Genomic DNA, 25,348 nt, shown 5'->3' with positions numbered 1-25,348 from the left:
CCACTCGGACGTGCCCCGGGCCCGCTCCTCCTCGAAGGCGAGGACGGTGCGGAGCATGCGGTGGCGGGCGTCGGCGTCCAGGTCCGCGGCCGTGACCATGAGCCCGAATCGGTCCAGCAACTGCGGCCGTAGTCCGCCCTCTTCGGGGTTCATGGTGCCGACGAGGCCGAAAGTGAGCTCCTTGTCACTGTCCAGCCCCTCGCGCTGCACGGACAGCTGTCCGGTCGAGACGACGTCGAGGATGATGTTGACAATGTGGTCGTCGAGGAGGTTCACCTCGTCGACGTAGAGCATTCCCTTGTCGTGCGCCTCCGCCAGAAGCCCGGGCTGTTCGAGGGTCTCGCCACGCATCAGTGCGTCGAGCTGCCAGCCTCCGACGACCCGGTCGTCGGTCGCGTTGATGGGCAGCGTGACGGGCAGCTTCCCGTGCATCATCAGGGCGAAGGCCCGTACGAGCGTGGACTTGGCAGTGCCGCGCTGCCCGGCCATGAGCACCCCGCCGATGTGCGGCGCCACATGGTTGAGCCCCAGGGCCAGCTTCAGGTCGTCCTGTGCCACGACACGGCTGTACGGGAGGATCGACGCCCCCAGCAGTGTGCGGCTCGCCCCCGGCGGTGTGCTGCTCACAAGGCGGCTCCGGCCGCGCCCCCTGCCGCGTCCGGAGCACCGGAGGTCTGCCATCGGAAGGTGATCTGGAGCTGGGCTTCGGCCCCGCTCTTGACCAGGGCCGCCACTCCCGCGTCGACCTTGATGGAGAGCTGCAACTCGATCTCGTCGGGCCTCACTTGCTCTTCCAGCTCCCCGAATCTCCGTACGGCCTGTGCGGCGCACCGGCGCGCCAGGTCCAGCCCGTCGGTGTAGGCGTCGCGGGCGACCTCGACGACGCGCTGGGCGGCTCCTCCCCTGGTCGCCTCATCGCCGTAGACGAGATCGAGGCCTCCGGGGGCGGCAGGACTCAGGTCCGTGTCGACTTCGACAGGGATGGGTCCATCCGCGCCCGCCGGGACAGGCCCCACTAAGATCACCACGCGTCCCCCTGGTTCAACTCTCCTGTGCTGCATGGCTGTTGAGAGAGAACTGGGTCATTCCCCGCTGCGCGGGGGGTTATGCGCACTGGGGATCGGCCCCTGGGCGATCAGGTGACCTGAGGTTCGAAGTCCCAGTAAGGACGATTACGGGAGCGGGCCGAGATGGTGTGCACGTGCTGAGGGCCCAGCGTGGCGGCCAGGTCGGTAAGTGCCGCTTGCTCGATCTTCTCGGCCTGTTGGCGCTCCCGCAGTCCACGCAGGTCCGCCGCGAGGGCGACGCGGGCGGAGAGGGTGAGCGGGTGGGTGCGGCCGAGCGCCTCGGTAGCCCGGGTGACCGCTTCCTGGGTGAGCGCGGCGGCCGACTCAGGATCGCCGACGAGGTTGCGCAGCGCGGCGGCGTTGATGGCGCAGCCCAAGGTCCAGGGGTGGTTCTCCCCCACCGCCGCGGTCATGTCGGCCAGCGACTGTTCGATGACCATGTGGGCCTGATCCCGTTCACCGACGCTCCGCAGGACCAGAGCGAGGTTGGCCCGGACGCCGGCGATGAACGGGTGTCCGTCGGCAAGCATCACTTCGTAGCGGGCGATGACGGATTCACCGATCTCACGCGCCTGGTCGATGTCACCGTGCTCACGCGCGAAACAACTCATGCTGGTCGCGTACTTCAGCGTCTGAGGGTCGGTCTCGCCCAGCACGCGCTCACAACGGTCCAGTACGCGGGCGAACCGCGGCCCCGCCTCGTGGCGGTCGCCGCTGCGGTACTGGCACAGGGCGAGGTTGTGTTCGGCATCCAGGGTCTGAGGCCGGTCGGCCCCCATGACGATGCGGTACTCACGCACGTTCTTCGCCTGGATCGATTCGGCCTCGGTGTAGTGGCCCAGGAGGCGCAGATCGATCGCATACGCAGACTCGGAATAGAGCGTCCACGGGTGCCGTCCCCGCAGCAGCAGCCGACGAGCCTCCATCGTCCGCCGGTTGAGATCCAGGGCCCCCTCGTAGCGGCCGAGTAGCCGCAAGGAGACCGCCAGGTTGTTCTGAGCGCTCAGTGTGCGCGAGTCCTGATCACCAAGGAGGTCGCGGTAAGTCGTGACGAGCCATTGGGAGAGTCCCAGCGCCTCGTCGTAGCGGCCGAGACCTCGCAGGTCGGCAGCGAGGCCGCCGGCGGCGCGCAGATGCTCCAGGTCCTGGACCCCGCGCTCCTCGCGCAGATGCTCGACGGCGGCGCGCATGATCGCCTCCGTGCGACCGTAGTCGCCCACCGCCCGCAAGAGGTTCGCGTAGTGATGGGTCAGTTCCCAGACCCGCGGATGGTTCTCCCCCAGCAGCGTTCGCCAGGCCTTCATCGCGCGCTCGCCGAGCTTGACGCCGGCCGTGTACTCACCCGAGAAGTACATGTACCGCAGGCAGTTCAAGACCAGCCCCTGAACAGCCGGATCCTTGCTCTTCAGCACGTCCGCGTACTTCAAATGCGGAACGATCTCCGCATACCCGGGCCACAACCGCGTATCCGTAGGACGCCGGGGATCCGCCGCAGCCAACGCCCGCCGCACGACGTCAATGAACTCGCGATGGTCCTCATCAGGCATGTCCTTGTGCACGATCTGGTGGACCATGCGGTGGAGATAAAGGGACTCACCGGAGGACGTGGTCTCGTCGGTGGCCGTCTCGTGGGACTCCAGGCGGACGACGGAGTACTGGCGGAGCTGGTTGATCGCCTTGTTCCACAGCAGCGGATCGTTGAGGAGCCCCGCGATCTGCTCGGGCAGCTCGTCGTGCGGCATCTCCTTCAGGAGGCGTACGGGGATGAAGCCGGGCGCGAAGAAGGTGCACAGGCGCAGCAGGTCGACGGACTCGGGGACGGTGTCCTTGAGCTTGTTCAGCAGTATCGACCAAGCCGTCTGGAAGGCCACCGGGAAGTCCGCGGAGATCTTGACGACGTCCTGGTCGATGCCGCCCTCCAGGAGGGCGATGTAATCCCGCACGGAGAGGTCCGAGTCGTTGAGCCAGCCCGCCGTCTGGTCGAGAAGCAGTGGCAAGTCCTCCAGGGCTTCGGCGAGTTGGTCGGCCTCGGGTTCGTTGAGACGGGGCGCCCGGCGGCGGATGAAAGCGACCGACTCGTCGCGGTCGTAGACCGGCACCTCCAGCAGCTTGCTGTTGTGCTCGCCCCACTCGGGGTTGCGGGAGGTGATCAGGACATGACCGGGACCGGTGGGCACGAGGTCCCAGATCTGGTCCGGCTCGTCCGCGCCGTCGAGGATCAGCAGCCAGCGGGCGTACGGGTCACCGCGGCGCAGCGAGTCCCGTACGGCACGCAGCCGCTCGCCGTACTCGGCACCCGTGGACAGCCCCAACTGCGGTGCCAGTTCGGCGAGTCGGCGCCGGTAGGTGACCCGCTTCTCGGCGTTGACCCACCACACCACGTCGTACTCGGAGCCGAAGCGGTACACGTACTCGGCGGCCAGCTGCGTCTTGCCCACGCCGGACATGCCGTGCAGGGTCACCACGCCGGCGCCCGGCTCGGCGCTCTGAAGGAGGTGGTAGGCGTCGTTCAGCAGGGGCTCGCGGCCGGTGAAGCGGGTGTTGCGGCGGGGCACGCCGCCCCAGATCTCGGGCATGGCCGCGGGGAAGCGGGGGCCCTGGCGGGCGCCGTCGGCGGACTCCGGGAGGGGGTCGACGGGCAGGTCGAGGCGCTCCAGGACGCGGCGCTCGGCCTCGTCGGCGCCCATGTTGTTCAGTTCGACCGCGGCGAGTACGGCGGTGGCGGTCGGCACGGGGCTCGTGGTGACCGAGACGGCCGCGAACCGGGCCGGGTCGGGAGCGACGACCTCACGCAGGGCCGTGTTCCACTCGTCGTGGGTACGCGGGCCCAGCTGGAAGTACCACTCGCTGACAATGATCAGGATCCGGCCCTGGGCCAGTTTCAGGTCACGCAGCAGATCGACGAGCGGTACTTCCGCCGGGGAATCCCAGCGCTGGTACACGACACGATGGCCACGCCGCTCCAGACGGTCTCCGATCCAGGCCGCCCAGGCCCGGTTGAAACCGGCGAAGCTGATCGTGACAGTCTGCTTCGCGGCCCCCCTCTCGGTTGACCCGACCGGCGTACGAGCTCCAGACATGCAGCGGCCTCCCCGCGTGATTTTAGAACCTGGGCGCCGCGCTGCGGTAGGCACTGGCGGCGACAACCAGTGACTGGCAACGAGTAGCTCGCGCCGCGGTTCGTTTTCCTCAAACGCGACGATCTTCGCGCAAGGATCTTGAAACGGCTGGCATCCGGGATTATTCGGCGGGTGGCTGGCGCTGCGCCCACAGGGCGCGCGCCGCCCTGACGTACGCCGCCGCCCGCGCGGCCTGCCCGCGAGGCGCCGGATGGTCGGCCAGCCGCTCGAACACCGCAACCATCTGGTCGACGAACTGACGTCCCTGCGCGGTGAGATCGCCCGATCCCACGAGCGTCGGCAGTACGGCCCCGACCTGCTCCCGGTAGCGCGCGTGCGCGGCCCAGGCGGCGTCCCGGTGGGCCGGGTGCGTGGTGCCGAGGGCGCAGCGCTGGAAGAAGTCCGCCAGCGCGAGGTGGGAGTAGGCGCCCTGCAGCAGGCCGTCGTACGGCCGTGGATCGGGCCGCCATGGCGCGAAGTACCGAGCCTTTGGTCCCGCGTGATGAAGCGTCAGCATGTCACTCAGCGCGGCGAGTTTGGTGTGCTGCAGTTCGTGCACGAGGGTGGCCGCGAAGGTCGTGGGCGTGGGCGGGGTGCTGCTGAGGACGGCCCCGAAGGCCTCGCGCCGGGTGCCGCTGCAACTGCCGCCGGGCCGGCCCCCGGGCACCGCGCCGGGCGGCGCGGACAGCGGGACCAGACAGCGCAGCAGGGTCACGGCCTCCGCGAGACGGTGCTCACCGCCGAGACCGAGTACGGGGGCGGTGCCCGACCAGGAGTGCAGCCACCGTTTGCGTTCGGCGTCGTCGAGGGTGACCGGGCCGCTCAGCGCGTGGTGGCGGGGTCCGCCGCGCACGGTGCGGTACGGGTCGAGGTCGTCCAGCGGTATGGGCCCCGCATCTGGCAGCAGGCCGGGCAGCGCGTACGCCGGGGTCCAGGCGGCGGCGCCGGACCACGCGCCGACGCCACTCTGCGGGTGTACGACGATGTCCGGCTCGCCGGGCTGACGGAGGGTCAGCCGGTGGTGGCGGTGCACGACCTCGACCGGGGCGTCCCCGGGGGCGGCCGTGCGCAGCGCGCCCAGCGACGGCAGCGTCAGTACACCATCGCGTGCGGTCAGCCGCACCGCGAAGGACACCCCGGACCGGGCGCCGGCCACGGCGGCGAGCGCGCCGAAGTAGGCGAGGTCGCGGCTCAGTTCACGCGCTTCCTCCTCCGTACGCGGCCCGCTTCCCGCGCCGAGTCCACGCAGACAGTGCCGGGCCCAGGGGCCGACGAAGGGGTGCAGGAGAAGGGCGCGCACGGGAGAGAGCGGGGAGCCCGTCGCCCCGGCCTCATGCGGGGAGGCAGTTGTCCCGGCCTCACGCATGGAGCGAGTTGTCCCGGCCTCACCCACGGAGGCCGGTGCCGCGGCCTCACCCACGGAAGCGGGCGTTGCCGTCTCGGCGTACGTCGAGGCCCCCCACCGGACGGGCGTCGTCACCCGGTCCGCCTCCTCCAGCAGCGCCCAGTCCTCCCGCAGGCGGCCCCGCGCACCGGGCGAGCAGACCGCCGGGTCGGCCGCCTCGGCGGCGTCGAGTACCGCACGCAGCAGGAGCAGCCGCCGCGTGTGCTGATCGCGTACGAGGAGCCCCAGGGTCTCGGGGCCGCCTTCGGTGCGGCCGAGTTCGGTCAGGGCCCGCGCCGGGACTGTCGGCAGGATCACGGGGCGCCTCCTTCGAAAGAGGCAGGGACGGGGGCGGCCTCGGCGAGCCGTCCCGCCACATGGCGGATGAAGCGCTGGAGGTCGGCGCAGTAGACGGAGGGGTTGGCGAAGCCGTGTCCGGCACGGTAGCGGTGGGCGTAGTGGCCGCCGCCGCAGACGGAGAGCAGCGGGCAGGCCCGGCAGCGCGCGGCCAGCGAGGCGGCGCCCGCCTGCCGGGCCGCGACACCGGGGTGGCGCAGCGCCTCGTCGAAACTGTGCTGGAAGACGTCGAGGCCGGTCTCCGCCGCCCCCTCGTAACAGGATTTCAGGGAGTCGACCTGCTCGATCGACCCGTCGGTCTCCACGACCACGGCGTCGAAGGGCGTAAGGCCCAGCGACTCGGTGGCGGCGGGCAGCCCGAGCAGGAGCGCGAGACACTCCTCGAAGAGCCGTACGCGCGTCTCCCGCCGCCCGGCCGCCCACCAGCGGTCGAAGACGGCGCACAGCCAACCCCCGTACGACACACCGGTGCTCTCCCAACGCGGTGGCGGAGCCGACCAGTTGCCGTGCGGCAGCAGCAGGTCGAGGGCTGGTGGCCGCAGGTCGAGCAGGGACTCGTACAGCTCGACCGGGTCCGTCGTGGGGTTCACGACCGTGAGGATCCCGGCGTACGCCTCGGGAAAGCGGTCGGCGATCAGGCGCGCGCCGCGCGAGGCGGCGGGCCAGGACGGGCGCCCGGCGCGGTCGGTGCGCAGGGTGTTGTGCGCGGACCGGCCGCCGTCGAGGCTGATGCCGACGCGGATGCCGTGCCGGGCCAGGACGGCGAGCCGCTCCTCGGTGAGCAGGGTGGCGTTGGTCTGGACGGTGGCGTGGACCGTACAGGAGGCCGGGACCTGGTCGCGGACGAGGTCGGTGAGGCGGGCGAGCGTGTCGGCGCCCGCGAGCAGGGGCTCGCCGCCGTGCAGGACGAGGGAGAGCGCCGTCATGCCGTGGGCGCGCGCGTGCTCGCCGATCCGGGACGCGGTCCGGTCCAGGACGTCGGGCGGCGCGGCGGCGGGGCGGGTGCGCCAGGTGTGGTCGGGGCCCTCGTAGAGGTAGCAGTAGCGGCAGGCGAGGTTGCAGCGGCCGTGTGCCTTGACGATGAACTGGCGGAAGGGGAAGGGAGGTTCGGGTGCTGACCGGACGGAAGTCGCGGAGGTCACCTCGTCAGACACTCCGGCACCCCCATGCTGTACGGCCCGCGCTCCCGCGGTACGGCCCGCGCCACGGTCCCCCGCCCGTACGGTGCGGCATTCCCTGACGGGGGCCCGACGCAAACGCGGCACGATCGAACTTGTCCGGTTCAGTCACAGGGCAGACCAAAACTGTTGCCTTGTGACCATCAATTGACCGACTCTTCGCCTCGGGAGGCGCTGCAGAAGACGCCTCGGAAGGCGCCTCAGATGGCGTTGCGGAAGCCTCAGAAGGCGTTGTTGAACCCCCAGAGCATCTCGCTGGGCTGCCCGGCCCGCTCCCTCAACTCCGTCAACACCTCGGCCAGCACCGGGTGCTGAAGTGTCCTCAGATCAGCCAGGTCCAGTTCCAGCAGATCCGGAAGCCGCTCCGCGGAATCCGGCGCGTCGTCCTGTACGCCCATGTCCTCCCCCTCTTCTTTCGCTCCGCCCCGGCGTCCGCCGACGGGCGGGATCCGTCACTCCAGCTCGGCCAGCCGCTGCGCCGTCTGCTGGGCAGTCGGCTCGCCGGTGGACACCGCGCCGTCCGGCAGCCTGGACCACTCGGCCCGGGCGGCCCGGTAGGCCTCGCGCGCGGCACGCGGGCGCGCCGCCGCCTCGTAGGACATACCCCGCCAGTGGTGCGCCTGCGCACCCAACTCGACGGCCTCCTGGCGTCGCCGGTCCGTCTCCGCCTCCTGCTCGGCCTCGCGCGCCGACTCCGCCGCGTTGCGGAACGCGTCGACGGCCTCGTCGAGCCGCGCGGGCCTGCCGAGGCTCTGGTACGCCTCGAACTGCGCCTGCCCCAGCTCCAGCCAGCAGCGCGCGGCCGTCAGCGGTGCACCGGCCTCCAGCGCCGCGAGCCCGAAGAGATGCTCGGCCTCCCGCAGATCGACCCGGTCGCCCCGGGCGCGGTAGCGCAGCATCAGGGCCCGGCCGAGCAGCAGCAGACGGTGGGCGAGGTGCGCGCTGCCCGCCGGGGTCTCCGTGCGGCAGTCCCGCAGCACCCGGATGGCCTGCGACAGCGACTCGCGCGTACCGGGTCCGTTGTCCAGCACCGCCCGGCGCAGCAACACCTCGCCCCATTCGGCGAGCACGTCCGCGTGCGCGAGGGCGTCCCGGGGCACGCCCTTGGCGGCGTGCTCGAACCGCTCCGCGGCCTCGTGGAGTTCGCGCGGGTCGCCCGACTCGGCGTACCGCGCCACCCTGATGCGTCCGGCGCGCACCAGCAGCGAGGCGCGCAGCCCCTGTTCGCGGGTCAGGCCCAGCGCCTCGTCGACGCGTGCCTGGGCGTCGTCCAGCTCGCCGCCCGACTTCAGAAGCGCGTCGACGAGGTCGAGGAGGATGCGGACCCGGTCGCGGGACGGTTCGCCGGAGACGGGGAGCACGGCCTCGGGACCCGGTTCGAGGGCGTCACTGAGCGAGTGGGCGCCCTGTTCCGCGTACAACCGCGCCTGTTCGTCGTCGGCCGTCGCGCTCGACAGGCGCAGCAGGACACGACCGTGTGCCAGCGGAAGTTCGGGCGGGCGGCGGCGCCGGTCGGGCCAGGCGTCGGCGAACGCCTCGAGCATGCCGACCGCGCCCTGGAGCAGCGCGCTGTCGCCGCCGAGGCGCCACTGTGCCTCCAGCGCGCGCACCCGTTCCAGGGTGAGCCGCAGGGCTTCCCGCGCTTCCAGATCGGGTGCGGCGCAGGCCACGGCGTACTCGCGGTCGGCGCGGCGCAGCAGGTCGAGCGCGCCGCGCCGGTCGCCGCGGCGCCTGCGGTCGGTGGCGGCGGCGTGCAGCACGCGTGCCAGCGCGGCCCGTTCGCGCAGGGCGCGCGGGTGCGCGACGGCCCGTTCGGCGGCCGTCTCGGCCTCGCGCAGCAGCTCCGCGCCGCCCTGCACCTCCCACAGCCGCAGCAGAGAGTTCGCGTACTCGGCCCACAGCTCGGGGTCGGCACCGGCGGGCCGTTCGTGTTCGGTGGCGCCGCGCAGCAGCTGTACGGCGTCGATGAGGTCCTGCACCATGCCGTCCGTGTCGAACCGCCCGACCAGGGAGCGGGCCCGGATCACCGCCGCGTGGGTCGGCCGCTCGTCGGGCAGGTCGGTGCGCCCCCGGCCGCCGTACAGCGCGAACTGTTCCGGCAGCGGCATGAAGCGCTCCAGGACCCGCGCGGCGACCTCGGCGAAGGGCTGCGGGACCAGGGTGGCGCCGCCGTTGTCGCCGTTCTCGCCCGGGTATCCGGCGCCCGGCGCGTACGGCCGCCCGGAGCCGCCGTCGCCGAGCTGCGCGAGCGCCAGCGCAGGGAAGTTGGGGCCGCCCTTGCCGAAGCGGTTCTCGATGTACTCCGAGCAGTGCTTCAGCACCAGTATGGCCTCGTCGCGGCCCAGCGGGGACAGGAGCGCCTCCTGCACGCCGGGCGCGAACTCGTACCACTGGGCGCCGTCCGCCCCGTACTCCTCCGCCTTGGCGCGCGAGACGAGGCCGCTGAGCAGGACCTCGGCCAGTTCGGACGGGCCGGAGTCGGGCAGCATGGTGCGCTGTACGAGCTGCATCACGGGGAGGCTGAGGGGCGCCGCCGCCAGATAGCCGGCGAGCCGTCCCGCCGTCTTGGAGGCGTTGGAGCGGAACCGGCTGACCAGTTCGAGCGCGGACAGTCTGCGCCCGGGACGGGCGGCCTGAGCGGGCGGATGGTTGTGGCGCACCCAGCCGACCGCACCGGCCACGGGCCCCGCACCGGCCCCGGACAGCAGCCGCGCCCAGGCGCCGAGCGCGGTGGGCTCCGGAGGCAGTACGGGCACGGCAAGCGCCCCGGCGCGGGCCTCCGGCGGGACGCCCGTCGGCAGCCGGACCTTCAGCGTGCCCGCGCCCGCGAGGGCTTCGCCACGCGTCAACTCGCCGTACGAGACCGGCAGTCGGGTGCGGTTCCACATGCGCTGCGGCAGCGGCTGGAGTACGGCGGCGGGGCCCTGCCGGGACAGGTGGTACAGCAGCCGGTGGGCGTGGCCGCTGTGCCACAGGGGGCCCGCGCAGTCGCTGACCAGGAGGGTGATCCGGCGGCCCGTGGGATCGCTCAGCCGGTCGGCGGAGTGCAGCGGGGCCGCGTGGGCCTCCGGACTGCGGCTGACGGCGGGCTCGCCGTCCGGTCCCCGGTGCAGATGGCTGACCTGGATGTCCCAGAAGGCGCCCAACTGGCCGAAAACCTGCTCCAGTTCGGCGAACATCCGGTCCCAGACCCGCATCGAGGAGGAGGCGTCCATCACCAGCTGAAGCGCCGCGTCGGCCCGGGTCACCCCTCGGAACACCGGCAGGACCAGACCCCCGGCGCGGGCGCTCAGCTCCGCGGTCGCCGTCTCGTCGAGGGTCGTCCGCAGGGGCGGCGCGGCGGTCCGGTAGCCCTGCAACGGCCGTAAGGCACGCTGGAGTTCGAGCGGAGCGGGGAACGCGGGCGCGGCGGGCACCCCGACCGGGAGCGCCGTCGCCCGGCCCCGCCCGCGCAGCTGCGGGGCGCCGTCCCGTGGCAGGGGGTAGAGGGCGACACGCCGGTCCACTCCCCCGGCCTGCGGCGGCGGCTCGGGCCGGTCGCCGGGCGGAACCGGACCGGCGTCACTGATGTCCGGGCGCTCGGGCAGCGGGTCACCCCCGGACGGCGGAGCACCGGGCGGCTGGGCGATGCTCCCTTCCGCCACGTCGGCGGCGTCCGCCGGGCGCGCCCAGCGGGCCAGCCACAGCGTGTCGCAGAGCTGACCGGCGTCCGGGTCGAGCCCGATCTGCCGCATCCGGGCGATGAGTTCGGCGATCGGGTCACCGCCGGAAGGCCCGGGAGGTACCGGCCCGTGGCGCGCCGCGGCGTCAGGCATCAGCGGGTCACCTCGGGCGGTCGAGTCGCTGGATGAGCAGGTCCGCGAGACGGTCGCGACTGGGCGGGGCGGCCGCGTCGGTGAGGTAGATGGCGTTCAACAGCTGGTCGGCGGCGACGAGTTCGCTGCGTGAGCGCTCCAGGAAGTGGGTGATGAGATCGTCCCCGGCCCGCGCGGCCTCGTCACCGAGGTGGGCGCGTACGAAGGTGGCGAGACGCTTGTGATCCGGCTGCCCCAGTTCGAGGTGGATGCAGCGGCGCATGAGTGGAGCCGGGAAGTCACGCTCGCCGTTGCTGGTGAGCACCACGAAGGGGAAGGCCCGGCAGCGCACCCGGCCGTCGCGCACCCGCGCCTTGGTGCCGTCGGCGGTGAGCACCTCGGCCTCGCCGCCGGGCAGCCGGTCGGCGATCCGCTCCAGCTCCGGTATCGCGAACTCGCCCTCCTCCAGCACGTTCAGCAGGTCGTTGGGCAAGTCGATGTCGCTCTTGTCCAGCTCGTCGATGAGCAGCACGCGCGGGGTGTCGGACGGCAGCAGCGCGGTGCCGAGGGGGCCGAGGCGGATGTAGCTGCCGATGCCCTCGACGGAGCCCGGGGCCACCGCCCCGGCCGTCTGCGCACCGCCCGGCGCGGCGATCTGCACGTCCTGGAGGCGGGCGATCGCGTCGTAGTGATAGAGCCCGTCCTGGAGTGTGGACCGGCTGACGATCGGCCACCGCAGCACATTGCCCAGGCCCAGTTCGTACGCCACCGAATGGGCGAGCGTGCTCTTGCCCGCGCCGGGGCTGCCGGTGACGAGCAGGGGCCGGCGCAGATAGAGGGCCGCGTTGATCATTTCGAGTTCCTCGGCGCCCGGCCGGTGCAGTTCGGCCAGATGCCGGTGCGCGCCCAGCCTGCGGTCCTCGGTCCCGTCGCCGTCCGTCCCATTGCCATTCGTCCCGGCCGTGTGCCGGCCGGCGAAGTCGCGCCAGGGCGGCGGGGCCGGCAGACGGTCTATGCCGTCGTGGGGTTCACCGGCGCCCCGGTAGATGAGCCACTCGCTGGATTCGGTCATTGCCCAGTCCTCGTCGTCACTCGTCCACCCCGGCAGCCGTCGAACGTGCATCACGGTATCGACCCTCGGGAACCCTCGATAGGGCCAAGTACGGCCTCGTAACAGCCCCGTTCGTCCTCCTGGGAGCCCGGTACGGCGCTGCGCCGTACTCCCGGTAGGGCGCAGCGCCGGGTCCTTCGGTCATGGCGCCTCCAACAGGTCCCCGGTCCCGGGCAGGGGCCGGCGCGGATCGTCGTAGAACAGCGCGATGCCATCGGCCCAGAAGGTCTCCGGCTTTCCCGCACGCAGGCCCGCCCGCAGCGCATGGACGAGCTCGGGAAGCCGCTCCGCACTGTCCGCGCCCGCGACCGTGTCGCCCGCCCTCCGGTGGAACTCGCCGCACACGGCGTCCGACTGGCCCCGCCAGCGCCGCCACAGCGCGACACCGAAGCCGCCGTGCACGATCCGTACGAGCGCCACCGGGTCGTCCTCGAAGCGGTGGTCGCCGTAGCGGCAGAGCACCGGCACCGTTCGGTGCGGCAGCCCGCGCAGCGACTGCGCGGGCGGTACGGGTACCCGTAACCCGTCCTCGCAGTCCAGGACTTCGGCCTCCGCCCCGTACGCATGGATCCACCGCCACCGTGCCTCGCGTTCAAGATCCTCCTCGTCGGCGGAGACCTGTGTCCTGGCGACGGGAACGGGGTCGTCCCCGTCGGGCAGCTGCTCCCGGTCCGCGCAGCGCACGACCACCGGCCGGTGCGCGCCGAGCGGTGCCTCGTCCGGCCTGAGCTGCCAGTCGTCGACGTCAAGGCCGAGCAGCAGATGGGGCAGCGCGACCTGGAGGACCGCGGGCTGCCCGGGTTCGTCGCAGCGGCGGAAGGCCTCCGCGAGGGGTGCCGCGAGGCTGCGCGGCAGTTTGGCCATCGGAACGCGCTCGGCGTCGCGCAGGCGCTCCACCCCGCCGGTCGGGTGGCCCACGGAGACCCGCCAGTCGCAGCGGTCCGGTTCCCAGGCCAGCTGCACCAGTTCGAGCAGGGCGAAGGGACGGGGCGCGCGGTGGGCGGTGTGCGCCGAGGTGTGCGCCGGCGGTGCACCCGACGAGGACGGCTCGCGGTGCGGCAGCCGGAGACTCTCGACGCGCTGCTGCCCGAGCCGACGCCGGTACGCGAGCCCCAGGTGCCCCTCCGCGGCCTGCCGCACCCACTCCCACAACGCCCGCTCCGCGCTCTGCGTGCCCGGCGTGACGAAGGGGCGCTCGGCGGACATGACCCGCATCGCATAGTCGAGCACCAGTTCCAGCGCGCCGTCCTGACGCGAACTCTCGTACAGCGCCCCGAGACCGTCACGCCAGCCGCGCGGCGCCGGGTGCGAGATCGTGCCCTGGCCGCCGAGGAGGGATTCGAGTACGTCGAGCAGACCCCGTGTGCTGACGGGCGGCGGCAGATCGGCGAGCCTGCCGAGCAGCTGGGTCCGCTCGTCGGGGCTGAGCGCGCGGCCGGGCCGGGCGCCGAGCTGGTGCTGGACGTCGGCCCAGGTGCTGCGGACGGCGTCGGGATGGCGCTGCCGGTCGCGGTGGTAGCGGTCGTGGGCGTGGAAGACCGCCTGGTACAGATCGTCGTGCTCGGCCCGCACCGCATCCGTCGGCACCGGCAGGGACCGTAACTGCTCCACCCCCGTGGAGGTGCCGCCGAGACCCCGGTCCGCCTGCGACTTCAGGACACCGACGACCTCACCGCGTACGGGGTCGACCACCGGCCCTCCCGAGACCCCTGGCGGCAGCACGTCACCGCCCAGCCGTATCTGCTCGTCCTCGGACCAGCCGCCGAGGGTGCCCTGGACCGTGCAGGTCCCGTTCAGCCGGCGCAGCTCCCCGCCGACCACGGACCAGCCGGAGTAGAAGACGACCGCCTCTCCGTAGTACGCCGCCGGGCGCTCGGTGACATAGGCGCAGTCGTGGTCGACGGGCTCGCGCAGCCGGACGAGCGCAAGGTCCGGGGAGGGCCAACTGCCGCGCACGGCACGCGCGGCGCGGTCCGGGAGGGCCCCAGGGAGAGCCCCCGGCATCGCCTCCGGGAGAGCGGTCGCCACCTCGCCGACGACGGCGGACGTACCGCGGCCCGGCCCTGTCTCGTAGACCACGGTGACCTCGCCCCCCTCCCCGCTCCGCGCCACATGCGCGCAGGTGAGAACCCAGTTCGGAGCGATGAAGAAACCACTCCCGAGGAACGTGCCGGGTTCGTCCAGGGCATACCCGGACGCCACGCGATGGATGCGCACCGTCGCCGCCATCACGAGATCACGCAGCGCACGATGAGCGTTCTCGGAGCCGCCCGGTGCGCCCCGGGCGTGCCCGTCCGTCATGCCCCGCCCCCGACAGAGGCGTCACCGTAACCACCGTGCGCCGGGGCGCCGGGGGACGCGCCCGCGCGCGGGGCGGTCACCGGGTCTGGCTGCGCGTTTCCGTCAGTAGGGGGTGGGGGTGTGTTTTCGTTGGTGGGGGTGGGAGTCGGCGGACCGCTGGTTCCGCTGGTGGGAGCCGGGGTCGATGAGCCACCACTTCCCCCGGCAGGACCCGGAGCCGAAGAGCCACCACTTCCGTCGGTGGAGTCGAGGTTCGGTGGGCCGCCGTTCCAAGTGAGCGTCACCGTGATGCCGGCCTTGGCCTCGCCGTCCGCGAGGAGGCCGACGACCTTCCCGGCCTTCGCCGTCAGTTCGATCCCGAACTCGACACTGACCTCGTCGGGCCGGACGGCACGCAGCGGCGCCGCCAGCGAGCGCGCGACGCCGGTGATCACCGACTGCAGGCTCTCGACCTGCGCCTCGATCCGCTCACCGAACCCCACGTCCGTGAACGACAGCTCGCCCGACGGCTCGTCCAGTTCCTCGGCCCCCGAGATCCGCGCCCACACCGGCGTCCCGTCCGGCAGCTCGATCCGTGCGATCCGGGTCACTCCATCACCCATGACATCCCCCGTTCCCCCGTCACCCCGCGCCCCCGTGGTCCCGCCCGCCCTTTGCGCAGGCTAGCGTCAGGCCGACGGCCGCGCGAGAGGACCTCCGGGCGTCGCCCGCCCCCACCTATCCTTTTCCTAGCCTCCCCTTACGGGAAGCCCCCCGCCCATCACTTCACTCACGGAGCACCATCCATGTACTTCACCGACCGCGGCATCGAGGAACTGGAGAAGCGGCGCGGCGAGGAAGAGATCACCTTCGAGTGGCTCGCCGAGCAGCTGCGTACGTTTGTCGATCTCAACCCGGACTTCGAGGTCCCGGTGGAACGGCTGGCGACGTGGCTGGCGCGCCTGGACGACGAGGACGACGAGGAGTAGGACTCGGCGCCCTCCTGGCGCCTGGCCTCCGCCCGGGCCTCAGTCGAAGGCCCGCAGCCGGTCGTAGGCGAGGCCGAGGGCGCCGTGGATCATCAGGAGCGCCCCGGCGACGATCCAGCCGCCACTGCGGCGGCGTACACCACAGACGGTGAGCGGGAGACCGACGGCCAGCTGGGCCGCGGCGAGAGTGCGGGCCTTCGGACCACGCAGCCAGGACCCCAGGCTGCCGCCCTCGACGACATCGAGTTCCGCGCGGACGGCGGCACGCCACCCCACCCACTCGATCTGTTCGGCACCGGGCTGGATCCGGGCCACCGCACCGAGCCGGTCGGCGGGTTCACCAGGACTGAGGCCGGCCGGAAGCAGCACTCCCGCGCGCGCGAGGACGGCGAGCAGCCCGCGCATGCGCGCGCGGACGTCCGCTGCGGAGTCGGGTTTCGTCAGCTGCTCCAGGGACTGCATGTCGAGCACCGGGTCGAGCCCGAGCCGCGCGGCGAAGGTGCGCATCGCCTCGTCCTCGCCGACCGGGGTGCCGTTCGCCAGCCACTCGTAGCCGACGGTGCGGCGGAAACCCGAGGCGAGGGTGTAGCCGCCCCGGTCGGCGTCCCACCAGAGGGCGAGTACGGGCCAGGGGGCGCCGACGGCAAGAGCCGTGGCCCAGCCGGTGACCACGCGGTCGACCGGTTCCGCGCCGTGCAGCCAGGGCTTGCCCTCGGGAACCAGCACGCTCCACTCGGGACCGGCCCCGGTGAGCAGCATCCGCTCACGCAGCAGCTGGGCGGCGGGACCGACGGACTCGGGATGCGCCCGGCACAGGAGCAGGGCGCCGGGGGCCGCCTGGGCCGAGTGCTCGTCGGGCGTCGTCGACATGGTCATACGTTAGGGCGATTTCACCGCGCCTTGCCCCTTTTATCCCTTTACCCCCTTCCGGTGGCCGCTGGAACAAGTGTCTTGACTTTCGACATCCGCGATATATCGTGAGTAGCGAAGACGCGATATGGCGCGTCACTCCATCCAGCACCACCCATGCCCCACCCATGTCCTTTCCACGTCCCATCCACGTCCCGGCCCGGTCCGGTCGAGGAGGTCCGCATCATGTCCGAGTGGTCCGTCGCAGAGCCGAGGAAGCTCACCTTCGACGACCCCGTGACGGCGCTGCACGTGCGCGTGGTCAACGGAACAGTGAACGTGGTGGGCACCGACGAAGGTTCCCCCCGCCTCGAGGTGTCCGAGCTGGCGGGCCCGCCCCTCCAGGTCATCCAGGAGAGCGGCACGCTCACGGTGGCGTACGAAGACCTTCCCTGGAAGGGCTTCCTCAAGTGGCTCGACCGCAAGGGCTGGCGCCGCGCCGCGGTGGTCTCACTGGCCGTCCCGGTCGGCACGCGCGTCGAGGTGGGCGTGGTCGGCGCCGCCGCCGTGGTCTCCGGGATAGACGGGCGCGTGGAGGTGAAGGGCGTCACGGGCGACACGACACTCGTCCGCGTCGCGGGGCCCGTGCACGTGAACACCGTCTCCGGAAACCTGGAGGCCCAGGCCGTCACCGGCGACCTCCGCTTCAACTCCGTCTCCGGCGACCTGACCGTCCTGGAGGGCTCCGGCTCCTCCGTGCGGGCCGAGTCGGTGAGCGGCTCGATGATCGTGGACCTCGACCCCACGGGCACCCCCACCGACGTCCAGCTGACGAACGTCTCGGGCGAGATCGCCATCCGCCTCCCGCACCCCGCGGACGCGGAGGTGGAGGCGAAGACCGCGAGCGGCTCCGTCTCCAGCGCCTTCGAGGACCTCCGGATCAGCGGACAGTGGGGCGCCAAGAAGCTCACCGGGCGACTGGGCGCGGGCAACGGCAGGCTGAAGGCGATGACGGCCTCCGGCTCCATCGCCCTCCTCCGCCGCCCACCGGCAGAGGACGAGCCGTACGAGGACGGACCGTACGACACCACGTCACCGGACACCACGCCACCGGACACCGCTCCAGCCGACGGCGCGACCGACGGCCCGGCCGACATCTCGACCGCCGTCCCGACCGATGTCCCGACCGACGCTCCCTCCAATGCCCCCTCCGACAAGAAGGTGCTCTGAGATGCCTCCCGTCTTCGCTCATGGTCGCCTGCGGCTCTACCTGCTGAAGCTGCTGGACGAGGCGCCGCGCCACGGGTACGAGGTGATCCGGCTCCTGGAAGAGCGCTTCCAGGGCCTGTACGCCCCCTCGGCGGGCACCGTCTACCCCCGGCTGGCGAAGCTGGAGGCGGAAAGACTCGTCACACACACGACCGAGGGCGGTCGCAAGGTGTACGCGATCACGGACGCGGGCCGCGCCGAACTGGCCGACCGCAGCGGCGAACTGGCCGATCTGGAGCTGGAGATCCGCGAGTCGGTGGCGGAGCTCGCGGCGGAGATCCGTGCCGACGTACGGGGCGCGGCGGGCGATCTGCGCCGCGAGATGGGGGCGGCGGCCACGGAGGCCCGGCGCGGCACCAAGGGCGGCGCCGGACCCGGGGAACACGCCACCGCCTCGGGCGAGTTCGGGGACTTCGGCGAATACCGCGACAAGGAAGCATGGCGAGCCGCGAAGGAGGAGATGCGGCGCGTCAAGCAGGAATGGAAGGAGCAGACCCGCCGTGCGAAGGACGAGAGCCGCCGCGCCCGCGACGAGAGCCAGCGCGCCCGCCGTCAGGCCAAGGAGGCCCAGGACGAGATGCAGCGCATGGCCAAGCGGGTCCAGGACCAGGTCCAGGAGCACTTCGCGCGGGGCGACTGGCCGACGGGTGTCCGCGAGGGACTGAACGAACTGGCCAAGGAATTCGGCGAGTTCGGAAAGACCTTCGGGAAGGACTTCGGTAAGGACTTCGGCTTCGGACGCCCGGGAACGACGACCGGAGCAACGAGCGGAGCGACGACCGGCGCGGCGAAGGAGCCGGACTACACGGTCACCCCGGACGACTTCCCCGCCGGCTACGAACCCTCCTGGGCCCACGAGGACTCCACCGGCAACCCCGCCCGCGACCTCGACCGCCTCCTCGACCGCTTCCGCGACGACATCCGCGACGCGGCCCGCGACCAAGGAGTGACGGAGGAACAGCTACGCGAGACCCGCCGCCACTTGTCGACGGCGGCGGCACACATCGGCGCGGCGCTGCGCAAGCATGTGTAGCCCGTCCGGCGTTCGAGGACGAGGCCGTTCACGCCGACAGCGGCTGCCTGGGGCCGCAGCCCCCAGGCACAGTCCCCAGGCACAGACACCCCCGTAACCCTGTACCCAACCCTCACCCCGCCTCGGCCACACCACCCCCGCCCCCGTACAGCACCCGCGTCACCGCCTCATACGTGACCCCGTGCTCGGCAAGCACCTCCGCAGGCACCCCACCCCGCACTGTGAGAGCCATCAGCAGATGCTCGTCACCGATGTGCCGATCATGGTGAGCAAGGGCGATCCGAAGGGACCGGGTCAACACATCCCGAGCCCCCGCGCTGAAGGGCCGACGGCGGGACAACCACCCCGCACCCCCACTTCCGCCACCCCCCTTCCTCCCCGACTCCAAGGCCCCCACCCCGTGCGCCTCCTCAACCCGGGAGACGATCTCCGAGAGGTCGATACCGAGCCCGGAGAGTGCGTCCGCGTCCGCGCGGGAGAGCCCACCGCGGCGACGGGCCTCGGCCAGCGCCCGTTCCACCGAGTCACGACGCCCCGCCAACCCGAGCGAGGCGAGGGCGAACGACCCACGACTCCCCTCCCGCTCAAGGAGAGCGAGCAGCAGGTGCGCCTCCTCGACCGTCGCGTCCCCCGCCCGCTCGGACTGACGCGCCGCACCCTCGACAACGGCGCGCGCATCCTTCGTGAACCGCTCGAACATCACTGCCTCCCGTACTTCTTGTGCACGGCCTGCCTGCTCACTCCGAGTTCCGCGGCGATCTCCTGCCACGACCAGCCCTGATTGCGCGCACTGCGCACCTGTACCGCTTCCAACTGCTCCAGCAGCCTCCGCAGCGCGGAGACCGCCCGCAGCCCGATCCGCGGATCGCGATCACCCGCGCGCTCGGCAAGATCCGTTGCTTCGGTCATACTGTCAACCTACATTGACACCCTCGCCACGTCAACCACGGTTGACAGATGCAGGCACGGACACGCAAACGGCGGGCTCGAAGACCCCGAGCCCGCCGCAGCGGAAAACGCCTGGAATGCACGTGGAGTGCACGTGGAATGCACGTGGAATGCACGTGAAACGTCACATACCGACTCCAGCCCGCGTCACATACGGACCTCAGCCCACCGTGAGCACGATCTTCCCGAACTGATCGCCGGACTCCAGCCGTTCGAACCCCTCGCGGGCCCGGTCGAGCGGAAGCACCTCGTCAATGACGGGCCGTACGCCGGTGGCGGCGCAGAACGCCAGCAGGTCCTCCAGCTCGTCCTTGGTGCCCATCGTGGAGCCGACGACCTTCAGCTCCAGGAAGAAGATGCGGGTCAGTTCGGCGTGCGAGGGCCGGTCACCGCTCGTCGCACCCGAGATGACCAGAGTGCCGCCGGGCCGCAGGGACTTCACCGAATGCGACCACGTGGCGGCACCGACCGTCTCGATGACGGCGTCCACGCGCTGCGGCAGCCGGGCCCCGGACTCGAACGCCTCTACGGCCCCCAGCTCGACGGCCCTCTTCCGCTTGGCCTCGTCGCGGCTGGTGGCGAACACCCGCAGCCCGGCGGCCTTCCCGAGCACGATCGCCGCCGTCGCCACGCCACCGCCGGCGCCCTGGACGAGGACGGAGTCTCCGGGACGTACCCCGGCATTGGTGAAGAGCATCCGGTAAGCCGTCAGCCAGGCGGTGGGCAGACAGGCGGCCTCTTCGAACGACAGCTCCTTGGGCTTCGGAAGCACGTTCCACGCCGGTACGGAGACCTGCTCGGCGAAGGTGCCCTGGTAACGCTCGGTGAGGATGGACCGGGGTTCCTTGGGGCCGACCCCGTGCCCGGTCTGTCCGATCACGGAGTGCAGGACGACCTCATTGCCGTCCTCGTCGATTCCGGCGGCGTCGCAGCCGAGGATCATCGGCAGTTTGTCCTCGGCCAGGCCGACTCCGCGCAGCGACCACAGGTCGTGGTGATTGAGCGAGGCGGCCCGCACGTTCACGGTCGTCCAGCCGGGCCTCTTCTCGGGGGCCGGGCGCTCCCCCAACTCCAGGCCGTTCAGCGGCTGGTCACGGTCGATTCGGGCAGCGTAAGCAGCGAACATGACCTTGACGATAGGCTCCGTCCCCGCCCGGGGGAACCAGGTCCCCGTGTGACACACGTCCCGCCGACCCCAAAGCGGTTTTCGCCCCGCCCTCAAACGCCGGAGGGGCCGATTTCAGCCCGTCGTGGGGGTCCCCCCGCTCGAGCGAAGCCGAGAGTGGGGGAGTTTGAGGACGAGCGCGTCAGCGCGACAGCGGGGGCCTGGGGCGGCAGCCCCCAGGTACGGGACGGGCAGGGGCGGAGGGGGCGAAAAACCACCCACCCGGCCCACCCCCCAAGCAAAAAATGGCCCCGCCGGAAGAATCCCGGCGGGGCCACACCACCAACCGCGTCAGCGGCGAGCGACACCCTCCGCCCGAGCAGCCGCGGCCACGGCGGCCGTAACCGCCGGAGCCACCCGCTCGTCGAACGGCGAAGGAATCACGTAATCCGCGGCAAGGTCATCCCCCACGACCGCGGCCAGCGCGTCGGCCGCCGCGATCTTCATGCCCTCCGTGATCCGGGAGGCCCGCACCTGCAGGGCACCCGCGAAGATGCCGGGGAACGCCAGCACGTTGTTGATCTGGTTGGGGAAGTCGGACCGCCCGGTCGCGACGACAGCCGCGTACTTGTGGGCGATGTCCGGGTGCACCTCGGGGTTCGGGTTGGCCATGGCGAACACGAACGCGCCCTCGGCCATCGAAGCCACCGCCGGCTCCGGCACCGTACCCCCGGAGACGCCGATGAAGACGTCGGCGCCCGCGAGAGCCGACTCCAGCGACCCCGAGAGGCCCGCCTTGTTGGTGATCTCCGCAAGCTCCCGCTTGACGTCCGTCAGGTCGTCCCGGTCCCTCGACACGACACCCTTGCGGTCCGTGACGGCGACGTCACCGAGCCCCGCCTCCAGCAGGAACTTGGCGATGGCGACCCCGGCGGCACCGGCGCCGGAAATCACCGCGCGCAGGTCACCGAGCGTCCGCCCGGTCAGCTTCGCGGCGTTCCGCAGCGCCGCCAGCGTCACGACCGCGGTCCCGTGCTGGTCGTCGTGGAAGACGGGAATGTCCAGGCGCTCCTGGAGCTTCCGCTCGATCTCGAAGCACCGGGGCGCCGAGATGTCCTCCAGGTTGACGCCACCGAAGGACGGCGCCAGCCGGACCACGGTCTCGACGATCTCGTCGACGCCCGTGCACGCGAGCGCGATCGGCACCGCGTCGACCCCGCCGAACTGCTTGAACAGAATCGCCTTGCCCTCCATGACGGGGAGCGAGGCCTCCGGGCCGATGTCGCCGAGTCCGAGCACGGCCGTCCCGTCCGTCACCACAGCGACGACGGACGACTTCCACGTGTAGTCGTGGACGAGCTCGGGCTGCTCGGCGATCGCGCTGCACACCTTCGCGACGCCGGGCGTGTACGCCAGGGACAGGTCGTCCTTGTCACGAACGGGCACGGTGGCCTGCACGGCCATCTTGCCGCCACGATGCAGCGCGAATGCCGGGTCGAAGGAATCGAGGGGCTCGCCCCCGCCTTCCTGATCCGTACTGCTGTCGCTGCGAGGATTGACGATCTCCGCTGCCACTTTGTTTTACCCCTTAAGTCTTCATTGTTTGAGGGTGACCACTCCTGGTTGAGGGGTGGGCGGGCACCGCGCAAGCCCAGCCGCCGTGGTTGCGTACGGGCGTTTGCGCGACGGGCGCGCCGCACACGCGCCCTGAGCCCCGGATGAGGGGTGTAAAGAACCTTCTTACCGGACGGACAGTGTCGCCGACGAGTCCATAACGCGAAGGTCACACGCCGGTGACATGACTCATACCTGGATATGTGGACAAGTCCACGACTTGCCCTCCAGCGCCGCAATGGTGGAGACGCGGCCGCCCGCATCCTGAGATGCACCGAAGATCTTCCGGCCGGAAGGAGTGATTCCCGCATAAGGTCCGGCCTGATGTACCGGTCGGTAGCGGTTCGGGGGTCACCCGTTATCCGATTTTGACATAGCCGGTCGTCTGAATGCCGCAGTCCGAATGGCAAGATGCCGTCATCACACGAGGTCGCGACACCCGATGGTGTGTGTTCTCGTCGACCTATCGGCTACTCCCTCATCCGCCGGAGGAACCCACCATGACCGCAAGCTCCACCCGTCGTACGACCGCCGCGCAGTCCCGGATAGCCGCGGTCGGTGCGATCGCGGTCGCCGGCGCCCTGATCCTCACCGGCTGCGGTGACCAGACGAACAGCGGGGGTGGCTCCAAGACGGCCTCGGCCAACAGCGCCCCCCTCTTCTCCAAGCTGCCGAAGAAGATCCAGGACGCGGGTGTCATCAAGGTCGGCACGAACGCCGAGTACGCCCCGATGGAGTCGACCGAGGGCGGCAAGATCGTCGGCGTCGACCCGGACCTGGCCGACGCGCTGAGCAAGCAGCTCGGTGTGAAGTTCCAGTTCACCTCCGGCTCCTTCGACGGCCTGATCACCGCCGTCAACTCCGGCCGCTACGACATCGCGATGTCGTCCATCACGGACAACAAGCAGCGCCAGGAAGGCCTGGACGACAAGGGCAAGAAGCTCGGCGAGGGCGTCGACTTCGTCGACTACTTCACCGCCGGTACTGCCATCTACGTCAAGAAGGGCAACCCGGAGAAGATCACGGGCATCGAGGACCTCTGTGGCAAGACCGCTGCCGTGCAGCGGGGCACCACCTACGAGCAGGCGCTCAAGGACCAGTCCAAGAAGTGCACGAGCGGTGGCAAGAAGGCCATCAACATCGAGTCGTTCGACAACGACACCGAGGCCCAGACCCGGGTGAAGTCCGGTGGCGCGGTGGCCGGCATCAACGACTACCCGGTCGCCCTGGACCTGGCCCGCAAGGCCGACGGCGGCAACGCCTACGAAGTGATCAATAAGCAGTACGACGCCGGCCCGTTCGGCATCATCCTCGACAAGAAGAACACCGAGCTGCGTGACGTGCTGAAGGAAGCCGTCGACGCGATCATCAAGGACGGTTCGTACCAGAAGGTCCTGGAGAAGTGGGGCGCCCAGTCCGGCGCGATCGAGAAGTCCGCGATCAACGGCGGCAAGTGAGCCCGGCGCACCACTGAAGGGCAAGCAAGTGACTGACAATCTCGACAAGTCTCCCGCGGACACTCCGCCCCCGGGAGACAAGGTCTCCAAGACCTCGGACTCCGGGGTCAACCCTGAGGCCATCAAGGCGATCCCCGTCCGGCACTTCGGCCGGTGGATCAGCGGCGTCATCGTCGTGGCGCTGCTGGTCGCGCTCGTCTACGCGTTCTCGCAGGGCGACATCCAGTGGCACACGGTCGGCGACCAGCTCTTCGTGTCCAGTGTCGTCAAGGGCGCGGGCCGTACGCTGCTGATCAGCGTGCTCGCCATGATCGTGGGTGTGCTGCTGGGCATCCTCCTCGCGGTGATGCGCCTCTCGAAGAACCCGGTGACCAGCACCGTCGCGTGGCTGTACATCTGGTTCTTCCGCGGCACCCCGGTCTACGTCCAGCTGCTGCTCTGGTTCAACCTGGCGCTGATCTTCCCCGTCCTCAATCTCGGTCCGATCTACAAGAACGAGATGACGGACGTCATGACCCCGTTCATGTGCGCCCTGCTGGGCCTCGGCCTGAACGAGGCCGCGTACATGGCGGAGATCTGCCGCGCCGGCCTGCTGGCCGTCGACGAGGGCCAGACGGAGGCCGCTCACGCCCTGGGCATGAGCCACGCCAAGACCCTGCGCCGGATCGTGATCCCGCAGGCGATGCGCGTGATCGTGCCGCCGACCGGCAACGAGTTCATCAACATGCTGAAGACCTCGTCGCTGGTGTACGCGGTCACGTACAACGAGCTGCTGCGCTCGACCTCGGCGATCGGCTCCACGTCGTACGCCGTGATGGAGATGCTCTTCGTCGCCTCGATCTGGTACCTGGCCATGACCAGCGTGTTCAGCGTCTTCCAGTACTACCTGGAGCGTTACTACGCACGCGGTTCCAGCCGGAGCCTGCCGCCGACCATCTTCCAGAAGATCGCGGCGAACCTGTTCTCGAAGGGCAGCCCGAGGGGAGCCGTGTGATGACCGCGATGGTGAAGTCCGAGGGCGTCCACAAGTCCTTCGGCAGTGTCGAGGTCCTCAAGGGCATCGACCTTCAGGTGAACACCGGTGAGGTGTTCTGCCTCATCGGCCCGTCCGGCTCCGGCAAATCGACCTTCCTGCGGTGCATCAACCACCTCGAGAAGATCAACGCCGGTCGCCTGTACGTCGACGGTGAGCTGGTCGGCTACCGCCAGAAGGGCGACAAGCTGTACGAGCTCAAGGACAGCGAAGTCGCTCTGAAGCGCCGGGACATCGGCATGGTCTTCCAGCGCTTCAACCTGTTCCCGCACATGACGGCCATCGAGAACGTCATGGAGGCGCCGATCCAGGTCAAGGGCGTCAGCAAGGCCCAGGCGCGGGAACGCGCGGGCCAGCTCCTGGAGCGCGTGGGCCTGGGCGACAAGGCGAAGAGCTACCCCTCGCAGCTCTCCGGCGGCCAGCAGCAGCGCGTGGCCATCGCCCGCGCGCTGGCGATGGAGCCGAAGCTGATGCTCTTCGACGAGCCGACCTCGGCGCTCGACCCGGAGCTGGTCGGTGACGTCCTCGACGTCATGCGCGACCTCGCCGAGTCCGGCATGACGATGGTCGTCGTCACGCACGAGATGGGCTTCGCGCGCGAGGTGGGCGACAGCCTGGTCTTCATGGACGGCGGTGTGGTGGTCGAATCCGGCCATCCCCGCGACGTACTGACGGATCCGCAGCACGAGCGGACGAGGTCGTTCCTGTCCAAGGTGCTCTGACCGGACCCGAGGAAGGGGCGGTACGGGTCTCCCGTACCG

20 protein-coding genes and 1 pseudogene are annotated in these 25,348 nt (G+C 70.9%); 6 read left to right on the top strand and 15 right to left on the bottom strand.

The window, feature by feature from the left end; translation table 11 throughout:
• Positions 1–27: 27 nt before the first annotated feature.
• The 10 genes and pseudogenes from ACZ4WS_RS08010 to ACZ4WS_RS07965 form a co-directional block, all read right to left on the bottom strand.
• Positions 28–681 (bottom strand): annotated as a pseudogene (locus ACZ4WS_RS08010) (AAA family ATPase); the annotation flags it as partial.
• Complete coding sequence (locus ACZ4WS_RS08005; protein WP_467978207.1) at positions 624–1,028, bottom strand: CU044_2847 family protein; 405 nt, start codon at positions 1,026–1,028, stop codon at positions 624–626. The gene ACZ4WS_RS08005 and the pseudogene ACZ4WS_RS08010, both read right to left, overlap by 58 nt.
• A gap of 107 nt (positions 1,029–1,135) precedes the next feature.
• Positions 1,136–4,147 carry an FxSxx-COOH system tetratricopeptide repeat protein gene (gene fxsT, locus ACZ4WS_RS08000; RefSeq protein ID WP_467978205.1) on the bottom strand — a complete coding sequence of 1,004 codons (3,012 nt, stop codon included), beginning with the start codon at positions 4,145–4,147 and terminating at the stop codon, positions 1,136–1,138.
• A 160-nt stretch (positions 4,148–4,307) separates the two neighbouring features.
• Entirely contained in the window at positions 4,308–5,885 is a 1,578-nt protein-coding gene (locus tag ACZ4WS_RS07995) for an aKG-HExxH-type peptide beta-hydroxylase (RefSeq protein WP_467978354.1), read from the bottom strand.
• On the bottom strand, positions 5,885–7,081 hold the full coding sequence (locus tag ACZ4WS_RS07990) for an FxsB family cyclophane-forming radical SAM/SPASM peptide maturase (protein WP_467978203.1): 1,197 nt from the start codon (positions 7,079–7,081) through the stop codon (positions 5,885–5,887). The genes ACZ4WS_RS07995 and ACZ4WS_RS07990 overlap by 1 nt, the downstream gene beginning before the upstream one ends.
• Before the next feature lie 245 nt (positions 7,082–7,326).
• Positions 7,327–7,503, bottom strand: coding sequence for an FxSxx-COOH cyclophane-containing RiPP peptide (fxsA, locus tag ACZ4WS_RS07985; protein ID WP_467978201.1), 177 nt, complete (start codon positions 7,501–7,503; stop codon positions 7,327–7,329).
• Between the two features lie 54 nt (positions 7,504–7,557).
• Complete coding sequence (locus tag ACZ4WS_RS07980; RefSeq protein WP_467978199.1) at positions 7,558–10,920, bottom strand: SAV_2336 N-terminal domain-related protein; 3,363 nt, start codon at positions 10,918–10,920, stop codon at positions 7,558–7,560.
• A gap of 7 nt (positions 10,921–10,927) precedes the next feature.
• Positions 10,928–11,971, bottom strand: coding sequence for an AAA family ATPase (locus ACZ4WS_RS07975; RefSeq protein WP_467978197.1), 1,044 nt, complete (start codon positions 11,969–11,971; stop codon positions 10,928–10,930).
• Between the two features lie 180 nt (positions 11,972–12,151).
• Positions 12,152–14,311, bottom strand: coding sequence for a VMAP-C domain-containing protein (locus ACZ4WS_RS07970; protein ID WP_467978195.1), 2,160 nt, complete (start codon positions 14,309–14,311; stop codon positions 12,152–12,154).
• Entirely contained in the window at positions 14,308–14,913 is a 606-nt protein-coding gene (locus ACZ4WS_RS07965; RefSeq protein ID WP_467978194.1) for a CU044_2847 family protein, read from the bottom strand. The genes ACZ4WS_RS07970 and ACZ4WS_RS07965 overlap by 4 nt, the downstream gene beginning before the upstream one ends.
• 183 nt (positions 14,914–15,096) lie before the next feature.
• On the opposite strand from ACZ4WS_RS07965, the gene ACZ4WS_RS07960 reads away from it, so the two are divergent.
• A complete protein-coding gene (locus ACZ4WS_RS07960) occupies positions 15,097–15,279 on the top strand; it encodes a DUF6104 family protein (RefSeq protein WP_018892073.1) in 183 nt (60 codons plus the stop codon).
• Positions 15,280–15,318: 39 nt separating this feature from the next.
• On the opposite strand, the gene ACZ4WS_RS07955 is transcribed toward ACZ4WS_RS07960, so the two are convergent.
• Positions 15,319–16,149, bottom strand: coding sequence for a hypothetical protein (locus tag ACZ4WS_RS07955; protein WP_467978192.1), 831 nt, complete (start codon positions 16,147–16,149; stop codon positions 15,319–15,321).
• A 225-nt stretch (positions 16,150–16,374) separates the two neighbouring features.
• On the opposite strand from ACZ4WS_RS07955, the gene ACZ4WS_RS07950 reads away from it, so the two are divergent.
• Entirely contained in the window at positions 16,375–17,358 is a 984-nt protein-coding gene (locus ACZ4WS_RS07950; RefSeq protein ID WP_467978190.1) for a DUF4097 family beta strand repeat-containing protein, read from the top strand.
• A gap of 1 nt (position 17,359) precedes the next feature.
• Positions 17,360–18,430 carry a PadR family transcriptional regulator gene (locus ACZ4WS_RS07945; protein ID WP_467978188.1) on the top strand — a complete coding sequence of 357 codons (1,071 nt, stop codon included), beginning with the start codon at positions 17,360–17,362 and terminating at the stop codon, positions 18,428–18,430.
• A 112-nt stretch (positions 18,431–18,542) separates the two neighbouring features.
• Here ACZ4WS_RS07945 and ACZ4WS_RS07940 read toward each other — a convergent pair whose 3' ends face one another.
• The 4 genes from ACZ4WS_RS07940 to ACZ4WS_RS07925 all read right to left on the bottom strand — a co-directional run bounded on the left by ACZ4WS_RS07940 (position 18,543) and on the right by ACZ4WS_RS07925 (position 22,058).
• Positions 18,543–19,130: a Clp protease N-terminal domain-containing protein gene (locus ACZ4WS_RS07940; RefSeq protein ID WP_467978186.1), complete on the bottom strand. Its 588-nt coding sequence runs from the start codon at positions 19,128–19,130 to the stop codon at positions 18,543–18,545.
• The gene (locus tag ACZ4WS_RS07935; protein ID WP_010984411.1) at positions 19,130–19,339 is read right to left on the bottom strand and encodes a helix-turn-helix domain-containing protein; all 210 of its coding nucleotides are present in this window, start codon (positions 19,337–19,339) and stop codon (positions 19,130–19,132) included. The genes ACZ4WS_RS07940 and ACZ4WS_RS07935 overlap by 1 nt, the downstream gene beginning before the upstream one ends.
• Positions 19,340–19,538: 199 nt before the next feature.
• Entirely contained in the window at positions 19,539–20,504 is a 966-nt protein-coding gene (locus tag ACZ4WS_RS07930; RefSeq protein WP_467978184.1) for a zinc-binding dehydrogenase, read from the bottom strand.
• Positions 20,505–20,834: 330 nt separating this feature from the next.
• A complete protein-coding gene (locus ACZ4WS_RS07925) occupies positions 20,835–22,058 on the bottom strand; it encodes an NAD(P)-dependent malic enzyme (RefSeq protein ID WP_467978182.1) in 1,224 nt (407 codons plus the stop codon).
• 539 nt (positions 22,059–22,597) lie between these two features.
• Here ACZ4WS_RS07925 and ACZ4WS_RS07920 point away from each other — a divergent pair.
• Genes ACZ4WS_RS07920 through ACZ4WS_RS07910 form a run of 3 tightly spaced genes read left to right on the top strand, consistent with a single transcriptional unit; the run spans position 22,598 to position 25,309 of the window.
• Positions 22,598–23,554 (top strand): ABC transporter substrate-binding protein, encoded by a 957-nt coding sequence (locus ACZ4WS_RS07920; RefSeq protein ID WP_467978180.1) that lies wholly within the window; start codon positions 22,598–22,600, stop codon positions 23,552–23,554.
• Positions 23,555–23,582: 28 nt separating this feature from the next.
• Positions 23,583–24,548 (top strand): amino acid ABC transporter permease, encoded by a 966-nt coding sequence (locus ACZ4WS_RS07915; RefSeq protein ID WP_467978178.1) that lies wholly within the window; start codon positions 23,583–23,585, stop codon positions 24,546–24,548.
• Positions 24,548–25,309, top strand: a complete 762-nt coding sequence (locus ACZ4WS_RS07910) for an amino acid ABC transporter ATP-binding protein (RefSeq protein WP_467978177.1) — start codon at positions 24,548–24,550, stop codon at positions 25,307–25,309. The genes ACZ4WS_RS07915 and ACZ4WS_RS07910 overlap by 1 nt, the downstream gene beginning before the upstream one ends.
• Positions 25,310–25,348 lie beyond the last annotated feature (39 nt).

The organism is Streptomyces sp. NPDC029292, from assembly GCF_055569295.1.
This window is presented reverse-complemented; position numbering and strand designations above follow the sequence as displayed.

Coding starts and splice junctions, on each gene's coding strand:
- ACZ4WS_RS07965 (WP_467978194.1), bottom strand. CDS start 14,913: ATGGGTGATGGAGTGACCCGGATCGCACGGATCGAGCTGCCGGACGGG.
- ACZ4WS_RS07970 (WP_467978195.1), bottom strand. CDS start 14,311: ATGACGGACGGGCACGCCCGGGGCGCACCGGGCGGCTCCGAGAACGCT.
- ACZ4WS_RS07960 (WP_018892073.1), top strand. CDS start 15,097: ATGTACTTCACCGACCGCGGCATCGAGGAACTGGAGAAGCGGCGCGGC.
- ACZ4WS_RS07980 (WP_467978199.1), bottom strand. CDS start 10,920: ATGCCTGACGCCGCGGCGCGCCACGGGCCGGTACCTCCCGGGCCTTCC.
- ACZ4WS_RS07955 (WP_467978192.1), bottom strand. CDS start 16,149: ATGTCGACGACGCCCGACGAGCACTCGGCCCAGGCGGCCCCCGGCGCC.
- ACZ4WS_RS07945 (WP_467978188.1), top strand. CDS start 17,360: ATGCCTCCCGTCTTCGCTCATGGTCGCCTGCGGCTCTACCTGCTGAAG.
- ACZ4WS_RS07910 (WP_467978177.1), top strand. CDS start 24,548: ATGACCGCGATGGTGAAGTCCGAGGGCGTCCACAAGTCCTTCGGCAGT.
- ACZ4WS_RS07935 (WP_010984411.1), bottom strand. CDS start 19,339: ATGACCGAAGCAACGGATCTTGCCGAGCGCGCGGGTGATCGCGATCCG.
- ACZ4WS_RS07930 (WP_467978184.1), bottom strand. CDS start 20,504: ATGTTCGCTGCTTACGCTGCCCGAATCGACCGTGACCAGCCGCTGAAC.
- ACZ4WS_RS07940 (WP_467978186.1), bottom strand. CDS start 19,130: ATGTTCGAGCGGTTCACGAAGGATGCGCGCGCCGTTGTCGAGGGTGCG.
- ACZ4WS_RS07920 (WP_467978180.1), top strand. CDS start 22,598: ATGACCGCAAGCTCCACCCGTCGTACGACCGCCGCGCAGTCCCGGATA.
- fxsA (WP_467978201.1), bottom strand. CDS start 7,503: ATGGGCGTACAGGACGACGCGCCGGATTCCGCGGAGCGGCTTCCGGAT.
- ACZ4WS_RS07975 (WP_467978197.1), bottom strand. CDS start 11,971: ATGACCGAATCCAGCGAGTGGCTCATCTACCGGGGCGCCGGTGAACCC.
- ACZ4WS_RS07950 (WP_467978190.1), top strand. CDS start 16,375: ATGTCCGAGTGGTCCGTCGCAGAGCCGAGGAAGCTCACCTTCGACGAC.
- fxsT (WP_467978205.1), bottom strand. CDS start 4,147: ATGTCTGGAGCTCGTACGCCGGTCGGGTCAACCGAGAGGGGGGCCGCG.